Genomic DNA, 15,297 nt, shown 5'->3' on the forward strand with positions numbered 1-15,297 from the left:
AATACGACGTTCACCAGGCACGCGCGCGGGGGCGTTTGGAGTCTCCTACAGTCACAGGCGCCGGCGGGCCTTGCGGGCCCGCCGTACGACGGCGGCTGCGCCCAGCAGGGCCACCGTCGCGCCCGCCGCACCGGCCGCCGTGGCGTCCTTGCGCCCGAGCCGGCGCCCGGCCACCGTGTGCCGTCCCGCGACCTCCTCCAGCAGCTCCGCGAGCACCTCCTCGTTGGTCCACCGGGGCCGCCACCCGGCGTCGTGCAGCCGGCTCCCGCTGACCACCCACGGGTACATCGTGTACGCCAGGTCCCCCGCCGGGGACGGGGTGAGGCCGATCCGGTGCAGGCGGGCCGCCGCGCCCAGCGCGACCGCCGACGGCAGCTCCATCCGCCGGATCCCGCTGAGCTCCTCGACCTCCTCCTGCTCCAGCCACCCGTCGCAGCCGACGGCCAGTTCCCCGTCGACCTTCTCCAGCACGGCGTACTCCAGCGCCCCGCACAGGTCCTCGACGTGGCAGAACTGCCAGGCCGGCCGCGACCCGGCCACCACCAGCAGCCGGGGCGACTCGAAGTACCGGGTCAGCGCGGTGTCGGTGCCGCCCACCAGCACGGCGGGCCGCACCACGGTCACGTTCAGCCCCGGGTGCGCGCGCGGGGCGCGCCGGCCCAGCCGCTCGATCTCCAGCAGGTCCCCGACCCCGGTGGCCTCCGCGGTGGCGCGCAGCTCGGCGTCCTCCGACAGGGGCAGCTCGTTGTCGGGCAGCGCCCCGTACACCATCGCGGACGTGCACAGCACGACCCGGTGCACCCCGGCCGCCGCGGCGGCGGTGAGCACGGTCTGGGTCCCCCGGACGTTGTAGGCCGTCCGGGCGGCCGCGTCGCTGCCGAGGTCCAGGTCGAGCGCCAGGTGCACGACCACGTCCGCGCCGCGCAGCTTGTCCGCGATGGCGGGGTCGCGCACGTCGAGGATGTGCCACTGCGCGGCCGTGCACTCCCCGCGCCGCTCGTCGATGGCGATGACCTGCTTGATCTCGTCGGAGGCGGCCAGCCGCTCGGTGAGCAGGGCGCCCACCCCGGTGGCGGCACCGGTGACCGCGACGACGGGCCCGCGCACGGCGGGAGGGGTTGACGGGTTTCGCGCTGCGCGAACCTGTGGATCTGGGGAACTCACCGGGCGTCTCCAGAGGTTGTCTTCAGTACGGGCGCGACGGACGCGTCCGCACCAGGTGCGTCCATCCTGCCGCAGCCCGTCCGTGGGCGAAGCACCGAGCCCCGATCGGGTCCGGGTGTCTACGCTGGGTGGTGACGTCGGGCAGCAGCCGCGCCGCCGGAGACAACCGGTGGCCTTACCAGCCGAGGAATCCCGTGAGTGACACCCCATTCGGTTTCGGCCTTCCGCCGGAGGAGCCGGAAGACGGCGACGAGGGCAAGAAGAAGGACCAGCAGAGCGGCGGTGGGCAGGGACCGGCCAACCCGTTCGGTTTCGGCGGTCTGCCCGGAGCCGGAGGCTTTGGCGGCCCCGGCGCCGACAACCCGCTCGCAGCCATGTTCGGTTCGCTCAACCCCACCGACCTGGGCGCCGCCTTCCAGCAGCTGGGCCAGATGCTCTCCTACGAGGGCGGCCCGGTGAACTGGGACATGGCCAAGCAGATCGCCCGCCAGACGGTCGCGCAGGGCACCCCGGACGGGGTCAAGGACACCAGCGTCGGCCCGGTCGAGCGCTCCGCTGTCCAGGAGGCCGTCCGCCTGGCCGACCTGTGGCTGGACGACGCGACGTCCCTGCCGTCCGGCTCCGGCACGGCCGTGGCCTGGTCGCGCGCGGAGTGGGTCGAGGCGACCCTGCCCGCCTGGCAGGAGCTGGTCGACCCGGTCGCCGAGCGGGTCGGCGCGGCGATGGGCGACGTCCTGCCGGAGGAGATGCAGGCCATGGCGGGCCCGCTGATCGGCATGATGCGCTCGATGGGCGGTGCCATGTTCGGCACGCAGATCGGGCAGGCCGTCGGCGTGCTCGCGGGCGAGGTCGTCGGCTCCACCGACATCGGCCTGCCGCTCGGCCCGGCCGGCAAGGCCGCGCTGCTCCCGGCCAACGTCGAGGCGTTCGGCAAGGACCTCGGCGTGCCCAAGGACGAGGTCCGGCTCTACCTGGCCCTGCGCGAGGCGGCCCACCAGCGCCTGTTCGCGCACGTGCCGTGGCTGCGCTCGCACCTGTTCGGCGCGGTCGACGGCTACGCGCGCGGCATCAAGGTCGACACCGCCAAGCTGGAGGACGTGGTCGGCCAGTTCGACCCGCAGAACCCCGAGCAGCTGCAGGACGCGCTCCAGCAGGGCATGTTCCAGCCCGAGGACACGCCCGAGCAGAAGGCCGCCCTGGCTCGCCTGGAGACCGCTCTGGCGCTCGTCGAGGGCTGGGTGGACGCAGTGGTCCACGCGGCCGCGAAGCCGCGCCTGTCGTCCGCCGACGCCCTGCGGGAGACCCTGCGGCGGCGCCGCGCCACCGGCGGTCCCGCGGAGCAGACGTTCGCCACGCTGATCGGCCTGGAGCTGCGCCCGCGCCGGCTGCGCGACGCCTCCCGCCTGTGGGCCTCGCTCACGGACGCGCGCGGGGTCGACGGCCGGGACGCCCTGTGGCACCACCCGGACATGCTGCCGACGGCCACCGACCTGGACGACCCGGACGGGTTCGTGCACCGCGAGCAGCTGGACTTCTCCGAGCTGGACAAGATGCTCGGCGAGGCCGCGGACAAGCCCGACCTGCGCAAGAAGGACGACGGCGAGGCGGAGGGCGACGACACCGAGTGAGCCTCCACGACGACGCGGTCCTCGTGCTGAAGGAGTACGAGGGCCAGGAGGAGCTGCGCCAGGCCTACCTGGACCACCTGCAGACGCACCCGGACGGCATGTGGAAGGCCTGCACGGCCGGGCACGTCACGGCGAGCGCCCTGGTGATCGACCCGGAGAACGGCCGGGTGCTGCTCACCCTGCACCGGAAGCTGCGGATGTGGCTGCAGATGGGCGGTCACTGCGAGCCGGGCGATCCCACCCTGGAGGCCGCCGCCCTGCGGGAGGCGACCGAGGAGTCCGGCATCACCGGGCTGGCGCTGGTGCCCGGGGGCCCGGTGCGGCTGGACCGGCATCCGATCCCGGCGCCGTGCCACTGCCACTTCGACGTCCAGTACGCGGTGCTGGCCCCACGAGGCGCCGAGCACGCGATCAGCGACGAGTCGCTGGACGTGCGCTGGTTCGGCTACGACGAGGTGGCGGACGTGGCGGACGAGTCGGTCGTACGCCTGCTGGCGGCGACGCGCGCCCGGCTCTGAACGGATGAGGGGGTGACCGCCGCGGCGGTCGCCCCCTCTCCCGGGGCCTCAGCTCCAGACGTTGCCCTGGTTCTGCGCGTGCGCCCCGTGCTGCCCCACGCCGAACTGGGCGGCGAGCCCCTGGCCGATCTGGGCGTTCTGCGGCGGCAGCAGCTCGCTGGGCTGCACGAGCGCGAACCCGCTGCCCATGAAGCTCAGCTCCCAGCCCTCGCCGGTGTTGCCGCGCCGCCGCCACACCCCGGAGGAGTGCGTCTGGGCCTGCATCTGCACCCGCAGCCCGGTGGACCAGGCGACGATCGCGTCGGCGTCGCAGTTGACGTACTTGTCGGGCGTGACCTGCATCAGCAGCGGCGCGCCCGAGGTCATCAGGGCGACCTTGCCGCGCCCGGTGATGTTCAGCTGGTACTTCCCGGAGCCGGAGATGCCGTAGAGGCTGTCGACGGCGATGACCTCGTGGTGCAGCGAGGAGTCCATGGCGAGGACGTAGGAGCTGTCGACCGTCAGCCCGTCCTGCTCGACGTCCATGACGTGCACGTACTGGGCGAGGTTGGCGAGGAAGACCGTGCCCTGCCCGTGGCAGCGCATCAGGTCCAGGCCCTCCCCGGTGCGGGCACGCGCGCGTGCCTGTCCGTTGCTGCGGTACTCGGCGTCGAACTCGACGAGTCCCTGGTAGGCGACCATCGTGCCCTTGCGGGCGAGGATGTCGTCGTGGCCCTCCAGGGTGACGCGGAGCATCTGCTTGTTCTGCAGGCTCCAGCGCTCCTGCGTCTGGGAGTCGTTGTGCGCGAAAAGCGGGCTCTGCATGGTGTTCTGACTCCCCCTCAGCCCCGGAACCGGAGTCGGTCGGTGCTGTCCTCGCTGGGCTGGACGACGACGATTCCCTGACCCGAGAAGGCCATCTGGTAGGCCTCGCCGCTGCCCCGGCCGATCAGTGACTGCGCCTTGAAGCTGCGCTTGCCCTTCACCTTCAGGTTCGGCGACCAGGCGACGAGCGCGTCGGGATCGACGTAGGTCTCGTCCTCGCCGCCGCCGCAGTCCACGACGATGGGCGTGCCCCGGGAGGTGAGGGCCACCCAGCCCTGACCGGAGATCTTCGTGTTCCACAGGCCCTGCCCGGCGAACTTGGCGAGCCCCTTCACGCGCTCCACACCCCAGGTCAGGTGCGCGTCGAAGGCGAGCAGGTTGGTGGCGTTGACGGAGATGCCGTCGCCGTTGAGATTGATCACGACGACGTCGGCGCCGTAGTCGGCGAGGTAGAGCAGGCCGTCCCCGGAGCACTTCATGAGGGGCGCGCCCTCGCCGGTGATCCAGTCGCGGGCGATCTGGCGGACGGCCGGCGGGTTGGGCTCGTACTGGATGAAGCCTTCGTAGGCGACCATCGAGCCCACGCGCGCGAGGAGGTCGTTGCCGGTCTGCATGGCGACCTTCAGCATGTGGCCGCCGTGGTTCTCCATGCGGGCGGTGACGGGTGCGGGGGCGTAGCCCGCGAGCGGCTGGTTCATGACGGGCTCCCTCTAGACCTCGTAGGGCTGGACGACGACGAAGTTGCCGGGCGCGGCCCGGAACTGCAGGTTGACGCCCTCTCCGGTGTGACCCGGGTAGGCGTTGCGGCGCATCCGCACCTGGCTGGAGACGATCACCTGCGCGGCGGCCGACCAGGCGACCACGGCGTTGGAGTCGACGAACGTCGTCGGCGTCACCGGCAGCACCACGGGCGTGCCGTGCGTCTTGACGACGATGGTGCCGGTGCCCTGGAACTGCATGGTGAACAGCGCGCCGCCCGGGATGCCGTGGCCTTCGATGCGTCGGACCTCGTACTGCAGGCTCTCGTCGAACGCGAGGACGTTCTCCGCGGAGACGCAGATCGCGTCGCCCTGCAGTTCGACGGGGTGCAGGTGGGTGGAGTTCTCGGCGAGGAAGACCTGCCCCTGCCCGGTGCAGCGCATCAGCTGCATCTCCTGGCCGGTGGCGTTGCCGACGAGCCGCCCGGCGAACCCGGCGCCCTTGTAGCCGAAGTCGACCTTGCCCTGGTAGAGCACCATGCTGCCCTGCCGGGCCAGCACGGGCTGGCCGCCGATGCCGAGGTCGACGCGGACGAGTTTGCCGTTCTGCTGCGTCCAGCGCTGACCGGTCGGCGTCTCCTTGAACATCTGGAGCGCGGCCGTCACCCCGGCGCCGCCCTGCGGGGCACCCTGGGGCGCTCCGTACGGAGCGGCGTGCTGGCCGGGGACCTGCCCGTAGCCCGGCGGCATGGGCGCGCCCGGTCCGCCGCCGTAGGAGGGCTGCTGGCCGTAGCCGGGCGGCATGGGTGCGCTCGGCTGCCCGCCGTACGGAGGCTGCGGCGGCTGGCCGTAGGGCGCCGGCGCCGGGGCGGGCGGCGGCACGGTGCCGCCGGTGGGCGGGGCCAGGGGGGCGATGACGGTGGGCGCGGCGTGCACGTTCGGTGCGGGCGGCGGGGTGGTGCCGGGAGGGGTGACGCCGGGGGGCGGCGCGAAGCCCTGCGGCGCGGGCATGGGCGCCGGAGCGGGCGCGGGTGCCGGAACGGGGGCGGCCGGGGCGGCGAAGGCGGGCGGGGCGAAGCCGGGCGCGGCGCCGGTCTGCGGCTGCTGCTGGGGGGCGGCGGGCGCCTCCTCTTCGAGCACCTCGCCGCCGAAGTTCTTCAGCAGCGCCTCCAGGCCGCCGTCGAAGCCCTGTCCGACCGCGGCGAACCGCCACACGTCCTTGAAGTACAGGTCACCGAGCATGACGGCGCGCTCGGTGGAGAACTCCGCGCCGCTGAAGGAGTACCGCGCGACCTCCTCGCCACCGGCCACGATGCGCAGGTATCCGGGGTTGACCTGCGACATCTGTCCGGCGCCGTCGATGGTCGCCGTGAACGACAGCTTGCGGATGCCCGACGGGATCCGGTCCAGCGTGACCCGGAACGACTCGGTGTCACCCGCCTGGGCCCCCAGCAGCTGGATGGACTCCTCGGGGGACTTCGGCTGGTTGAAGAAGATGAAGTACCGGTCGTCCGAGAGGCGCTCGTCGGCGTCCAGACCGAAGCAGCTGATGTCGAAGGTCAGTCCGGGAGCGGAGATCTGCACGCCTACGTACAGATCCGTGCCCGCCGTGAGGTCACTGATCCTGGCCTTGTGGCCGCGTTGGAATTCCCTGGCCATGCGTTACGACCGTCCCCCATCCCGAATGTGAGTGCGTCGCGTCAGGCTAACGGCAAATACCGACAACGCACGCAGCCGGTCCCAGTCGGTACAGACCCGGTACACAACCGCGCACCGCTGCTCGCACGGAGCCCTCAGTCCCCGCGCGCATCCGGCCCGTGGGGCAGCCGCTCGGCGGCCACGACCCCTTCGAGATAGCCGCGGGCCCGCTCGGTGCGCGGATAGGACTCCAGCAGCCGCCAGAAGTCCGGCCCGTGCCCGGGCACCAGGAGATGGGCCAGCTCGTGGCAGAGCACGTAGTCGACGACGTACTCCGGCATCCCCTGCAGCCGGTGCGACAGGCGGATGCTGCCCTCGGCCGGGGTGCACGAACCCCAGCGGGTGTTCTGGTTGGTGACCCAGCGCACGGAGAGGGGGCGCGCCCGCCCGCCGAAGTACTGGGCGGACAGCCGCTCGGCGCGCTCGGTCAGCTGGGCGTCACCCAGCACCCGTTTGCTTTCCTGGGCGGCGAGTTTGTCGAGCATGACGGTCACCCAGCGCTGCTCCTCCGCCGCGGACATCCGGGCGGGGATCAGCACGACGGTGCGATCGCCCTCGCGGTACGCGGAGACCGTCCGGCGGCGCCGGGTACTCCTGCGGACCTCGATCGCGCTCGCCCCCGAGCCGCTCGGCGGCTGGCTCGTCGTGCTGCGCTGTGGCTTTGCGGCGCGGTGCAGGGGTTCGGCGGGCACGCCCCGACGTTACCCGCTGGGCAGGGCCGAAGTCCCGGCTGCGGGACGCTCGGATGCCGGTGCCCCACCATGCGCTTGATTAGTACGACCGATATGCCCGACTGGCCCGGAGGAATCGGCTGGAGGATCGGGCGTCGACCGGCCGGACGATCAGCCGGAAGGTTAGTACGAACAACACCCCCAGCCTGTGGACAACTTTCGGCACACGCCGGCCGGGCCGGGCATGCTGGCAGGCGTCGGCGGAACGTGACCGGTTCCGCCGCATGATCACACCCTTCGGGCACTTTCGGCGGATACGGGGGCCTGTCATGCATCCGACGGTGAAGCCCGCGCTGCGGCGCGGCTGGCGCGACCTCGACACGGTGCAGTTCGGGATGACCCCGGCGCACGCCATGACCCTCGGGCCGGTGGACCGGGCGACGGGCAGCTTCCTGGAACTGCTCAACGGCTCCCGGGGGCTGCCTCTGCTGCGTGAGGAGGGGCGCCGGATGAACCTGCCGGAGGGCCGTGTCGACGCACTGCTGGAGCGGCTGGCCCGCGCCGGCCTGCTGGACGACACCCGCGGCGGCGGGCCGGCCGCCGACGCGCTGCGGGAGCGGACCCAGGCCCTGGAGCGGCTCCGCGCCGATCTGGCCTCGCTGTCCCTGACCACTCCCGAGCCGGGCGGCGCGCTCGGCCGGCTCGCGGCCCGCCGCTCGCTGCGGGTGCAGGTGCGCGGCGCGGGGCGGGTGGGAGCCGTGCTGGCCTCGGTGCTGTCCGGGGCGGGCGTCGGCGAGGTCGACGTGCGGGACGGGGGGCGGGTGGAGCCGTGGGACGTGGCCCCGGGCGGACTGCCCGCCGAGTCGGTCCGCGAGCGCCGGGACGAGGCGGCCCGGGCGGCCGTCCGCCGCGCGGCCCCGGACAGCCGGCCGCGCCGCACCCGCTCCGCCCGCTGCGGGACCGAGGAGCCCGGGCTCTCCCTGGTGGTCCTCACCCCCCGGGACGACGTCGCCGTGCACGCGCCGGACCCCTTCGGCGCCGAGCCGCTCATTGCCTCCGGGACCCCTCACCTGTACGCGGGGGTGGTGGAGGGAACGGGTGTCGTCGGCCCGCTGGTGCTGCCCGGGGAGACGGGCTGCGCCGGCTGCCTGCACCGGGACCGCGCGGACCGGGACCCGGCATGGCCCCGCCTGGTCGCCCAGTGGCGCTCCGGCCGGGCCCGCCGCGTGGCAGCGTGTGATCTCGCTCTCGCCACGGCCGTCGCGGGACTGGCCGCCGCCCACGCCCTGGCCTTCCTCGACGGGGAGGCGCCGTCCAGTGCGGGAGTCCGATGGGAGGCGGCCCTGCCCGGCCTGACCTGGCATTCCCGGCCGGTGTGGCCGCATCCCGCATGTGGCTGCCGTTCGGCGGAGAGAGGTAAGGGGGAGCACTCCTCAAGCAACGGCGAGCGACGCGCGACAATGGCGGTGCAACGGCCGTCGCCGGAGCGACGACGCAAGGCAGGGGCGGCGCGGCCGACTGGGACCTGGAGGGCGCATGTCTGATCTTCCCCGGAAGGCGGTCACCCGTACCGCCAAGCTCGCCGCGCTCCCGCTCGGCTTCGCCGGCCGGGCGACCTGGGGGCTGGGCAAGCGCATCGTGGGCGAGTCCGCGGAGATCGTCGGCAGAGAGCTGCAGCAGCGCACGGCCGAGCAGCTCTTCAAGGTCCTCGGGGAACTGAAGGGCGGGGCGATGAAGTTCGGGCAGGCACTGTCCGTCTTCGAGTCCGCGCTGCCCGAGGAGGTGGCCGGGCCCTATCGCGCGGCGCTGACCAAGCTCCAGGACGCGGCGCCGCCGATGCCGACCCGTACGGTGCACGCGGTGCTCGACGAGCGGCTCGGGGTGGACTGGCGCGAGTTGTTCCTGGAGTTCGAGGACAAGCCGGCGGCCGCGGCCTCCATCGGGCAGGTCCACCGGGCGGTGTGGCACGACGGCCGTGAGGTCGCGGTCAAGGTGCAGTACCCGGGAGCCGGCGAGGCCCTGCTGTCCGACCTGACCCAATTGAGCCGTTTCGCCCGCCTGCTGGGTCCGCTCATCCCGGGGATGGACATCAAGCCGCTGATCGCCGAGATGCGGGACCGCGTCTCCGAGGAGCTGGACTACGCGCTCGAGGCCCAGGCCCAGCAGGCGCACGCGGACGTGTTCGCGGACGACCCGGACGTGGTGGTTCCGGCGGTGGTGCACCAGTGCGAGCAGGTCCTGGTCACGGAGTGGATCGACGGGGTCCCGCTGTCGGAGGTCATCGCGGACGGCACCCCGGACCAGCGCGACCGCGCCGGCCAGCTCCTGGCCCGCTTCCTCTTCTCGGGACCGGCCCGCACCGGCCTGCTGCACGCGGACCCCCATCCGGGCAATTTCCGCCTGCTGCCCGGCGGCCCGGACGGCGAGGGCGACTGGCGCCTGGGAGTCCTGGACTTCGGCACGGTCGACCGGCTCCCCGGTGGCCTGCCGACACCGATCGGTGTCTCCCTGCGGATGACCCTGGACGGTGACGCCGAGACGGTCTACGAGCTGCTGTGCGCGGAAGGGTTCGTCAAGGAGTCCATCGAGCTGGACCCCGACGCGGTCCTCGACTACCTCCTGCCGATCATCGAGCCGGCCCGGGCCGACGCGTTCACCTTCACCCGCTCCTGGATACGGAGCCAGGCCGCGCGCATCGCCGACCCCCGCTCCCCCGCGTACCAGCTGGGCAAGCAGCTCAACCTGCCGCCGGCCTACCTGCTGATACACCGGGTCACCCTGAGCACGATCGGTGTCCTGTGCCAGCTGGGCGCCACGGTACGGCTGCGCGACGAACTCCAGGAGTGGCTCCCCGGCTTCGTCATCGAGGAGGACGTGCTGGAGGAGGACCTGTCGGAAGAGGACCTCTTGGGGGAGGACCCGGCAGCGGAGGCGTGAGCCGTCCGGGACCGGCCCACCGCCCGGGCACGACGCGCCGCGGGGGCCGGTCCGTTCGAGTCGGACCGGCCCCCGCGGGAAGGCTTCGCCTCCCGGGTCCGGGAGGCCACCGCTTCGGGTGGGCTGTTCGGGTGAGCTACTGCATGACGGCCATGGCCAGCGCGCGGCGGGCGCGCATCGAGGCGCGCTCGGCCCGGCGCTGCATCCGGCGGGCGGTCGCCAGGCGCACGGCCCGGCGTTCCCGCTCCGCCTCGTGCATGCGCTCGTGCATATGCGCACGAGCCAGTGCTTCTTGCATGAGTTGCATCTCTCGGGTCCTGTTCTGACGCGACTCGGTCGCGCCGGTCGTGGTGAAGTCTGGGATCGCGGAGCCGGCGGGCTCGCTGGTGGACGGCTTCATCGGGGCCTGCTTCTTGGGGTCGTGCGTGAGGGGACGGTCGATCGTTCCGAGGGTGTTCATGCCGTGACCGGGTTCTTCCGCGGGCGGCCACGCGGCCGCTTCCGGGCGACGACGACGCCCTGGACGAACAGCTCGCCACCCCAGACGCCCCAGGGCTCACGCCGCTCCTTGGCGCCGGCGAGGCAGGCCTCGATCAGCGGGCAGGTGCGGCAGAGGGACTTGGCGTACTCGACGTCGGCCGGCGACTCGGCGAAGAAGACCTCCGGGTCGTAGGAGCGGCAGGGGACGGGTACGCCGAGGTTCTCGATGGCGTCGTCGAGCGCGGTGAGCGCGGTGAGGGGGATCAAGGTGGGGTCCTCCGTGAGGCCGGGCGGGGGGATCGAGCGTGAAGGCGGTACGGACGGGGCGTGCGCTTCGAGTTGCACGATTGGTCTTCCTCGTCTGGTCGTTCCGGCCGGTTGACCGGGTGTCGGCTGGTACCGGGTTCTTTTTTGTCCCGAAGCCCCTTCGCTCCGTCCTCCCCGTTCGGGGAAAACAGAAGGGCCGCGGATCCCGGGTGGGGTTCCGCGGCCCTGAAGGCGCCGGCCTGAACGGCTGTCAGGCTGGATCACTCCAGGGTTCTGGCCCACGGAAGGCCCACATCAGGTGGTGCTGCGTCGTCTGCTTCCGGAATCCGGCACCGGCCGCCGCAAAGGCATAGGCATGTGCCTGTGCCGCTACCGCTTCCAGTGCCTTGGTCGGTCGCTCATTGCGCTCACGGACGGGAAGGACCGCGAGAGCAGGGGAGGACGCCGGACGGACGGCACGGATGCCGGACAGACCGGTGCCCTGGATCGAGGCGCCGAGCATGCACGTGGAGACGGTCGAGCGATCGGTCAGTTTGGCCGCGCTGATGCTGCTGCTGTTGATGCTGATCACTGGACTCGCCTCCTCTCGGCGTCTCATGGACCGGTGTGAACCGGCCCCTTCGGATATGCAAGTACAACACGGAGTCAGGGCCTTGGAGAAGGCCGCCGCTTCCGTGCCTAGAACCTATGGGGATTGCCGGGGCATGCGCAAACTATTTTTTCGACGAGTTGGCATCAGTCCCGACCCCCGTCTTCCCCGGCCTCCAGGCCCGCACAGATGGCCAGAACATCGGCGCCGTAGCGCTGCAGCTTGCGGTTCAGGACGCCGGGGATGCGGGACAGTTCGGCCGGGCTCGCGGGCTGCGCCTCGGCGATGGCCATCAGGGTGCGGTCGGTGAAGACGCAGAAGTCCGGCTGGCCGCTGCGCGCGGCCTGGACCGCCCGCCACTCCCGCAGCCGCTCGTAGAGGCCCTCGTCCATGTCGGACGGGCAGTCCTCGCAGCGCATCAGCTTCATCTCGCCGGCGTCGGTGAGCGTGCGGCCGCAGACACGGCAGCGGGCCGGGGAGCGCTGGGCACGCCGGGGGACGGCCGGTCGGGCCCCGGCGGTGCTGCCGCGTTCGATGCCTCCGGCGGCACCCGCGCCGGTACGGCCCGCGACGGCGGCGGAACCGGGGCGCAGACCGTCGAGGAAGCGGCTGGGCCTGCGGCTGGGTCGGCCGCCGGGTGCGCGCGACAACGCCCAGGAAAGGTGCAGCCGCTCGCGCGCGCGGGTGACGCCGACGTACAGCAGGCGGCGCTCCTCCTCGATCTGCTCGTCCGTCTTCGCGTAGGTGATCGGCACCATGCCCTCGGCGATGCCGACGAGGAAGACGACGTCCCACTCCAGGCCCTTGGCCGCGTGCAGGGAGGCGAGGGTGACGCCCTGGACGGTCGGGGCGTGCTGGGCGCCCGCGCGCTCGTCGAGTTCGGCCACGAAGTCGGCGAGCGTGGCTCCCGGGCGGGCGGCGGCGAAGTCGTGGGCGAGGTTGGCCAGGGCGGCCAGTGACTCCCAGCGCTCTCTGACGGCGCCCGAGCCGGCCGGGGGCCGGTCGGTCCAGCCCTCGCCGGAGAGCACGGCACGCACCTGCGAGGGCAGGTCCACGGCGTCGTCCAGGAGGGAGTCGTTGCCGCCGAAGCGGGCCGCGCCGCGCAGGGCGATGCCCGCCTTGCGGACCTCCGGCCGGTCGAAGAAGCGTTCGGCGCCGCGCAGCTGGTAGGGGACCCCGGCGTCGGCGAGGGCCTGTTCGTAGGTCTCCGACTGGGCGTTCGTACGGAACAGCACGGCGATCTCGGCCGCCGGGACTCCGGCGTCGATCAGCTCGCGGATGCGGCGGGCGGCGCCTTCGGCCTCGGCGGGCTCGTCGGTGTACTCGCTGTAGACGGGCTCGGGGCCCGGGGGACGCTGGGAGACCAGTTCCAGCCGGTGGTCGGCGGCGCGGCCACGGGCCTGGGCGAGCAGGCCGTTGGCGAGATGGACCACCTGGGGGGTGGAGCGGTAGTCGCGCACCAGCTTGACGACGGTGGCCCCGGGGTGGCGGCCCCGGAAGTCGAGGAGGTGGTCGGGCGTTGCTCCCGTGAACGAGTAGATCGTCTGGCTGGCGTCTCCGACGACGCACAGGCTGTCGCGGTCGCCGAGCCACAGCTCCAGCAGCCGCTGCTGCAGGGGGCTGACGTCCTGGTACTCGTCCACGACGAAGTGCTGGTACTGGGCGCGGATCTGTTCGGCGACATCGTGCCGGTCCTGGAGGATCGCGACGGTCAGCAGCAGGACGTCCTCGAAGTCGATGACCGCGCGGTCGCGCTTGAGGTCCTCGTAGGCGGCGTAGACGTGGGCGATCTCGGCCGGGTCGCGCGGGGCCTCGCGGCCGGCCTTAGCAGCCGCGTACGGGTAGTCGGCCGGGACGGTCTGGGTGACCTTGGACCACTCGATCTCGGCGGTGACGTCCCGCAGCTCGCCCCGGTCGAGGCGCAGGCGGCAGGCGGCTGCCGCGTCGGCGACGAGCTGGATCTTGCGGTCGACGAGCCGGGGCACGGAGCCGCCGATCGCTTTCGGCCAGAAGTACTGGAGCTGCCGGAGCGCCGCGGAGTGGAAGGTCCGGGCCTGGACGCCGTGGGCGCCGAGCTGGCGGAGGCGGCCGCGCATCTCCCCGGCGGCACGGTTGGTGAAGGTGACGGCGAGCACGCTGGACGGCTGGAGTATGCCCGCACGCACCCCGTACGCGATGCGGTGGGTGATCGCCCGGGTCTTGCCCGTGCCCGCTCCGGCCAGGACGCACACCGGACCGTGCAGGGCGGTGGCGACCTCGCGCTGCTCGGGGTCGAGCCCTTCGAGCACCGCGTCGGCCGAGTCCGGTACCTGCGGGAAGAGGGTGGAATGCGTTGCTGCTGTCACATGGCCATGCTGCCAGGTGGCCGGAGACCGCTGTGCCGGTTGTCCACAGGCGAGCACCGATAATCGCACCGATGCGGCGGACGTCACGGCCGCCCCGCCCGCCCCGCGCGGAGTGGGAATGCCGGCCCGGGGCCCCGCGTTCTCTCGTCCGGACGACCTTCCCCGAGTTTCCTGAGGAGCGCGAGAGACATGCAGGGCACGGTGACGATGTACAGCACGACCTGGTGCGGCTACTGCCGGCGGCTGAAGAGCCAGCTGGACCGCGAGGGCATCGCCTACACCGAGATCAACATCGAGCAGGACCCTGAGTCCGCCGCCTTCGTGGAGAAGGCGAACGGCGGAAACCAGACGGTCCCCACCGTGCGGTTCGCCGACGGCTCCACGCTGACGAACCCGTCGCTGGCCCAGGTGAAGCAGAAGCTCGCCGCGTGACGCTCCGCGGGTTTCCGCGCTGACCACAGCCGACCACGGCAGGGCGGCCCCTGACACGTCAGGGGCCGCCCTGCCGCGTCAGAACGAGCTGCGGGTCGGCAGCGGCTTGCCGTACCACTTCTCGATCAGCCGGGCGGCGATGGAGATGCCGTACGGCGGCAGGACCTCGCCGGATTCGAACGCCGCGTGCAGGTCCTCGCGGGAGAACCAGCGCGCTTCGTGGATCTCGTCACCGTCGACGTTGATCTCGGTGGAGGTGGCGCGGGCCATGAAGCCGAGCATGAGGCTGGACGGGAACGGCCAGGGCTGGCTGGCCACGTACTCGACCGGGCCGACGGTGACACCGGCCTCCTCGAACACCTCGCGGCGCACGGCCTGCTCGATGGCCTCGCCGGGCTCGACGAAGCCCGCGAGGGTGGAGAAACGACCCTCGGGCCAGTGGACCTGGCGGCCGAGCAGGATCCGGTCCTCCTCGTCGGTGACGGCCATGATCACGGCCGGGTCGGTGCGCGGGTAGTGCTCGGCGCCGCAGGCCGGGCAGCGGCGGATGTGGCCGGCGGCGGCGATGACGGTGCGCTCGCCGCATCGGGAGCAGAAGCGGTGGGTGCGCTGCCAGTTCTCCAGGCCGACCGCGTGCACCATGAGGCCCGCGTCCCGGGCCGACAGGAGCAGTCCGGCCTCGCGCAGGCCCGCCGGGCGCGCGGACTGGTCGATGCGTCCGGGCAGGGAGTCCTTCTGGAGGGCGAAGTAGCTGACTCCCTCCTCGTCGATGCCCAGGAAGTAGCGGTGCGCCTCGGTGAGCGGCGCCTCGAAGGAGGGGGTCATGACGAGTTCGGTGCTGCCGTCGGGCGTCTCGTCGATCAGCACCTGGCCGCCGGAGACCACGAAGCAGCGGGTCGTGGGGTGGCTCCATGCCGCCGCGAGCCAGGCCTCGTCGAGCCGGTGGTGGGCGGCGCGGTCGATGCCGCTCGGAGCGGTCAGCGAGATGGGTCGGTCGGCTGTGTGGTCGGTCCAGGTGGTCACGGGTGCTTCCAACTCCCCCAGTGGAACGGTTCGGTTCGGCGGG

General features: G+C 72.5%; 15 protein-coding genes. 5 read left to right on the forward strand and 10 right to left on the reverse strand.

Translation table 11 applies throughout. The features are described 5' to 3' along the window. Window positions 1–51: 51 nt before the first annotated feature. Complete coding sequence (locus AQJ66_RS20645; RefSeq protein WP_061924221.1) at window positions 52–1,164, reverse strand: SDR family oxidoreductase; 1,113 nt, start codon at window positions 1,162–1,164, stop codon at window positions 52–54. 194 nt (window positions 1,165–1,358) lie between these two features. Here AQJ66_RS20645 and AQJ66_RS20650 point away from each other — a divergent pair, with 194 nt between their 5' ends. After that, complete coding sequence (locus AQJ66_RS20650) at window positions 1,359–2,792, forward strand: zinc-dependent metalloprotease (RefSeq protein ID WP_061924224.1); 1,434 nt, start codon at window positions 1,359–1,361, stop codon at window positions 2,790–2,792. After that, on the forward strand, window positions 2,789–3,310 hold the full coding sequence (locus AQJ66_RS20655; RefSeq protein WP_061924227.1) for an NUDIX hydrolase: 522 nt from the start codon (window positions 2,789–2,791) through the stop codon (window positions 3,308–3,310). Before AQJ66_RS20650 ends, AQJ66_RS20655 begins: the two co-directional genes overlap by 4 nt. Window positions 3,311–3,358: 48 nt before the next feature. Here AQJ66_RS20655 and AQJ66_RS20660 read toward each other — a convergent pair whose 3' ends face one another. The 4 genes from AQJ66_RS20660 to AQJ66_RS20675 form a co-directional block, all read right to left on the reverse strand. After that, window positions 3,359–4,114 (reverse strand): AIM24 family protein, encoded by a 756-nt coding sequence (locus AQJ66_RS20660; RefSeq protein ID WP_061924229.1) that lies wholly within the window; start codon window positions 4,112–4,114, stop codon window positions 3,359–3,361. Between the two features lie 17 nt (window positions 4,115–4,131). Further along, the gene (locus AQJ66_RS20665) at window positions 4,132–4,812 is read right to left on the reverse strand and encodes an AIM24 family protein (protein ID WP_061924232.1); all 681 of its coding nucleotides are present in this window, start codon (window positions 4,810–4,812) and stop codon (window positions 4,132–4,134) included. A gap of 12 nt (window positions 4,813–4,824) precedes the next feature. Then, window positions 4,825–6,471, reverse strand: a complete 1,647-nt coding sequence (locus AQJ66_RS20670; protein ID WP_061924235.1) for a TerD family protein — start codon at window positions 6,469–6,471, stop codon at window positions 4,825–4,827. 134 nt (window positions 6,472–6,605) lie between these two features. Next, on the reverse strand, window positions 6,606–7,202 hold the full coding sequence (locus AQJ66_RS20675) for a M48 metallopeptidase family protein (protein WP_061924238.1): 597 nt from the start codon (window positions 7,200–7,202) through the stop codon (window positions 6,606–6,608). 308 nt (window positions 7,203–7,510) lie between these two features. Here AQJ66_RS20675 and AQJ66_RS20680 point away from each other — a divergent pair, with 308 nt between their 5' ends. After that, window positions 7,511–8,725 (forward strand): TOMM precursor leader peptide-binding protein, encoded by a 1,215-nt coding sequence (locus tag AQJ66_RS20680; RefSeq protein ID WP_061924241.1) that lies wholly within the window; start codon window positions 7,511–7,513, stop codon window positions 8,723–8,725. Further along, window positions 8,718–10,118 (forward strand): ABC1 kinase family protein, encoded by a 1,401-nt coding sequence (locus AQJ66_RS20685; RefSeq protein ID WP_061924244.1) that lies wholly within the window; start codon window positions 8,718–8,720, stop codon window positions 10,116–10,118. Before AQJ66_RS20680 ends, AQJ66_RS20685 begins: the two co-directional genes overlap by 8 nt. A 136-nt stretch (window positions 10,119–10,254) precedes the next feature. Here the strand turns inward: AQJ66_RS20685 and AQJ66_RS20690 are convergent, their stop codons facing one another. The 4 genes from AQJ66_RS20690 to AQJ66_RS20700 all read right to left on the reverse strand — a co-directional run bounded on the left by AQJ66_RS20690 (window position 10,255) and on the right by AQJ66_RS20700 (window position 13,799). Further along, entirely contained in the window at window positions 10,255–10,578 is a 324-nt protein-coding gene (locus tag AQJ66_RS20690; protein ID WP_061924247.1) for a hypothetical protein, read from the reverse strand. Next, a complete protein-coding gene (locus AQJ66_RS20695) occupies window positions 10,575–10,943 on the reverse strand; it encodes a WhiB family transcriptional regulator (RefSeq protein ID WP_061924250.1) in 369 nt (122 codons plus the stop codon). Before AQJ66_RS20695 ends, AQJ66_RS20690 begins: the two co-directional genes overlap by 4 nt. Window positions 10,944–11,115: 172 nt before the next feature. Continuing rightward, complete coding sequence (locus tag AQJ66_RS37405; protein ID WP_079060308.1) at window positions 11,116–11,436, reverse strand: hypothetical protein; 321 nt, start codon at window positions 11,434–11,436, stop codon at window positions 11,116–11,118. A 164-nt stretch (window positions 11,437–11,600) separates the two neighbouring features. After that, complete coding sequence (locus tag AQJ66_RS20700) at window positions 11,601–13,799, reverse strand: ATP-dependent DNA helicase UvrD2 (protein ID WP_208611408.1); 2,199 nt, start codon at window positions 13,797–13,799, stop codon at window positions 11,601–11,603. A gap of 189 nt (window positions 13,800–13,988) precedes the next feature. On the opposite strand from AQJ66_RS20700, the gene AQJ66_RS20705 reads away from it, so the two are divergent. Beyond that, complete coding sequence (locus AQJ66_RS20705; protein WP_061924256.1) at window positions 13,989–14,231, forward strand: mycoredoxin; 243 nt, start codon at window positions 13,989–13,991, stop codon at window positions 14,229–14,231. A gap of 78 nt (window positions 14,232–14,309) precedes the next feature. On the opposite strand, the gene nudC is transcribed toward AQJ66_RS20705, so the two are convergent. Then, complete coding sequence (gene nudC / locus AQJ66_RS20710) at window positions 14,310–15,254, reverse strand: NAD(+) diphosphatase (protein WP_061924259.1); 945 nt, start codon at window positions 15,252–15,254, stop codon at window positions 14,310–14,312. Between the last annotated feature and the right edge of the window lie 43 nt (window positions 15,255–15,297).

This window comes from Streptomyces bungoensis (assembly GCF_001514215.1).
Lineage (GTDB): Bacteria > Actinomycetota > Actinomycetes > Streptomycetales > Streptomycetaceae > Streptomyces > Streptomyces bungoensis.

Excerpts from the sequence above, each read along its gene's own strand:
- AQJ66_RS20685 (WP_061924244.1), top strand. The coding sequence starts at position 8,718 with ATGTCTGATCTTCCCCGGAAGGCGGTCACCCGTACCGCCAAGCTCGCC.
- AQJ66_RS20670 (WP_061924235.1), bottom strand. The coding sequence starts at position 6,471 with ATGGCCAGGGAATTCCAACGCGGCCACAAGGCCAGGATCAGTGACCTC.
- AQJ66_RS20660 (WP_061924229.1), bottom strand. The coding sequence starts at position 4,114 with ATGCAGAGCCCGCTTTTCGCGCACAACGACTCCCAGACGCAGGAGCGC.
- AQJ66_RS20665 (WP_061924232.1), bottom strand. The coding sequence starts at position 4,812 with ATGAACCAGCCGCTCGCGGGCTACGCCCCCGCACCCGTCACCGCCCGC.
- AQJ66_RS20690 (WP_061924247.1), bottom strand. The coding sequence starts at position 10,578 with ATGAACACCCTCGGAACGATCGACCGTCCCCTCACGCACGACCCCAAG.
- AQJ66_RS20705 (WP_061924256.1), top strand. The coding sequence starts at position 13,989 with ATGCAGGGCACGGTGACGATGTACAGCACGACCTGGTGCGGCTACTGC.
- AQJ66_RS20680 (WP_061924241.1), top strand. The coding sequence starts at position 7,511 with ATGCATCCGACGGTGAAGCCCGCGCTGCGGCGCGGCTGGCGCGACCTC.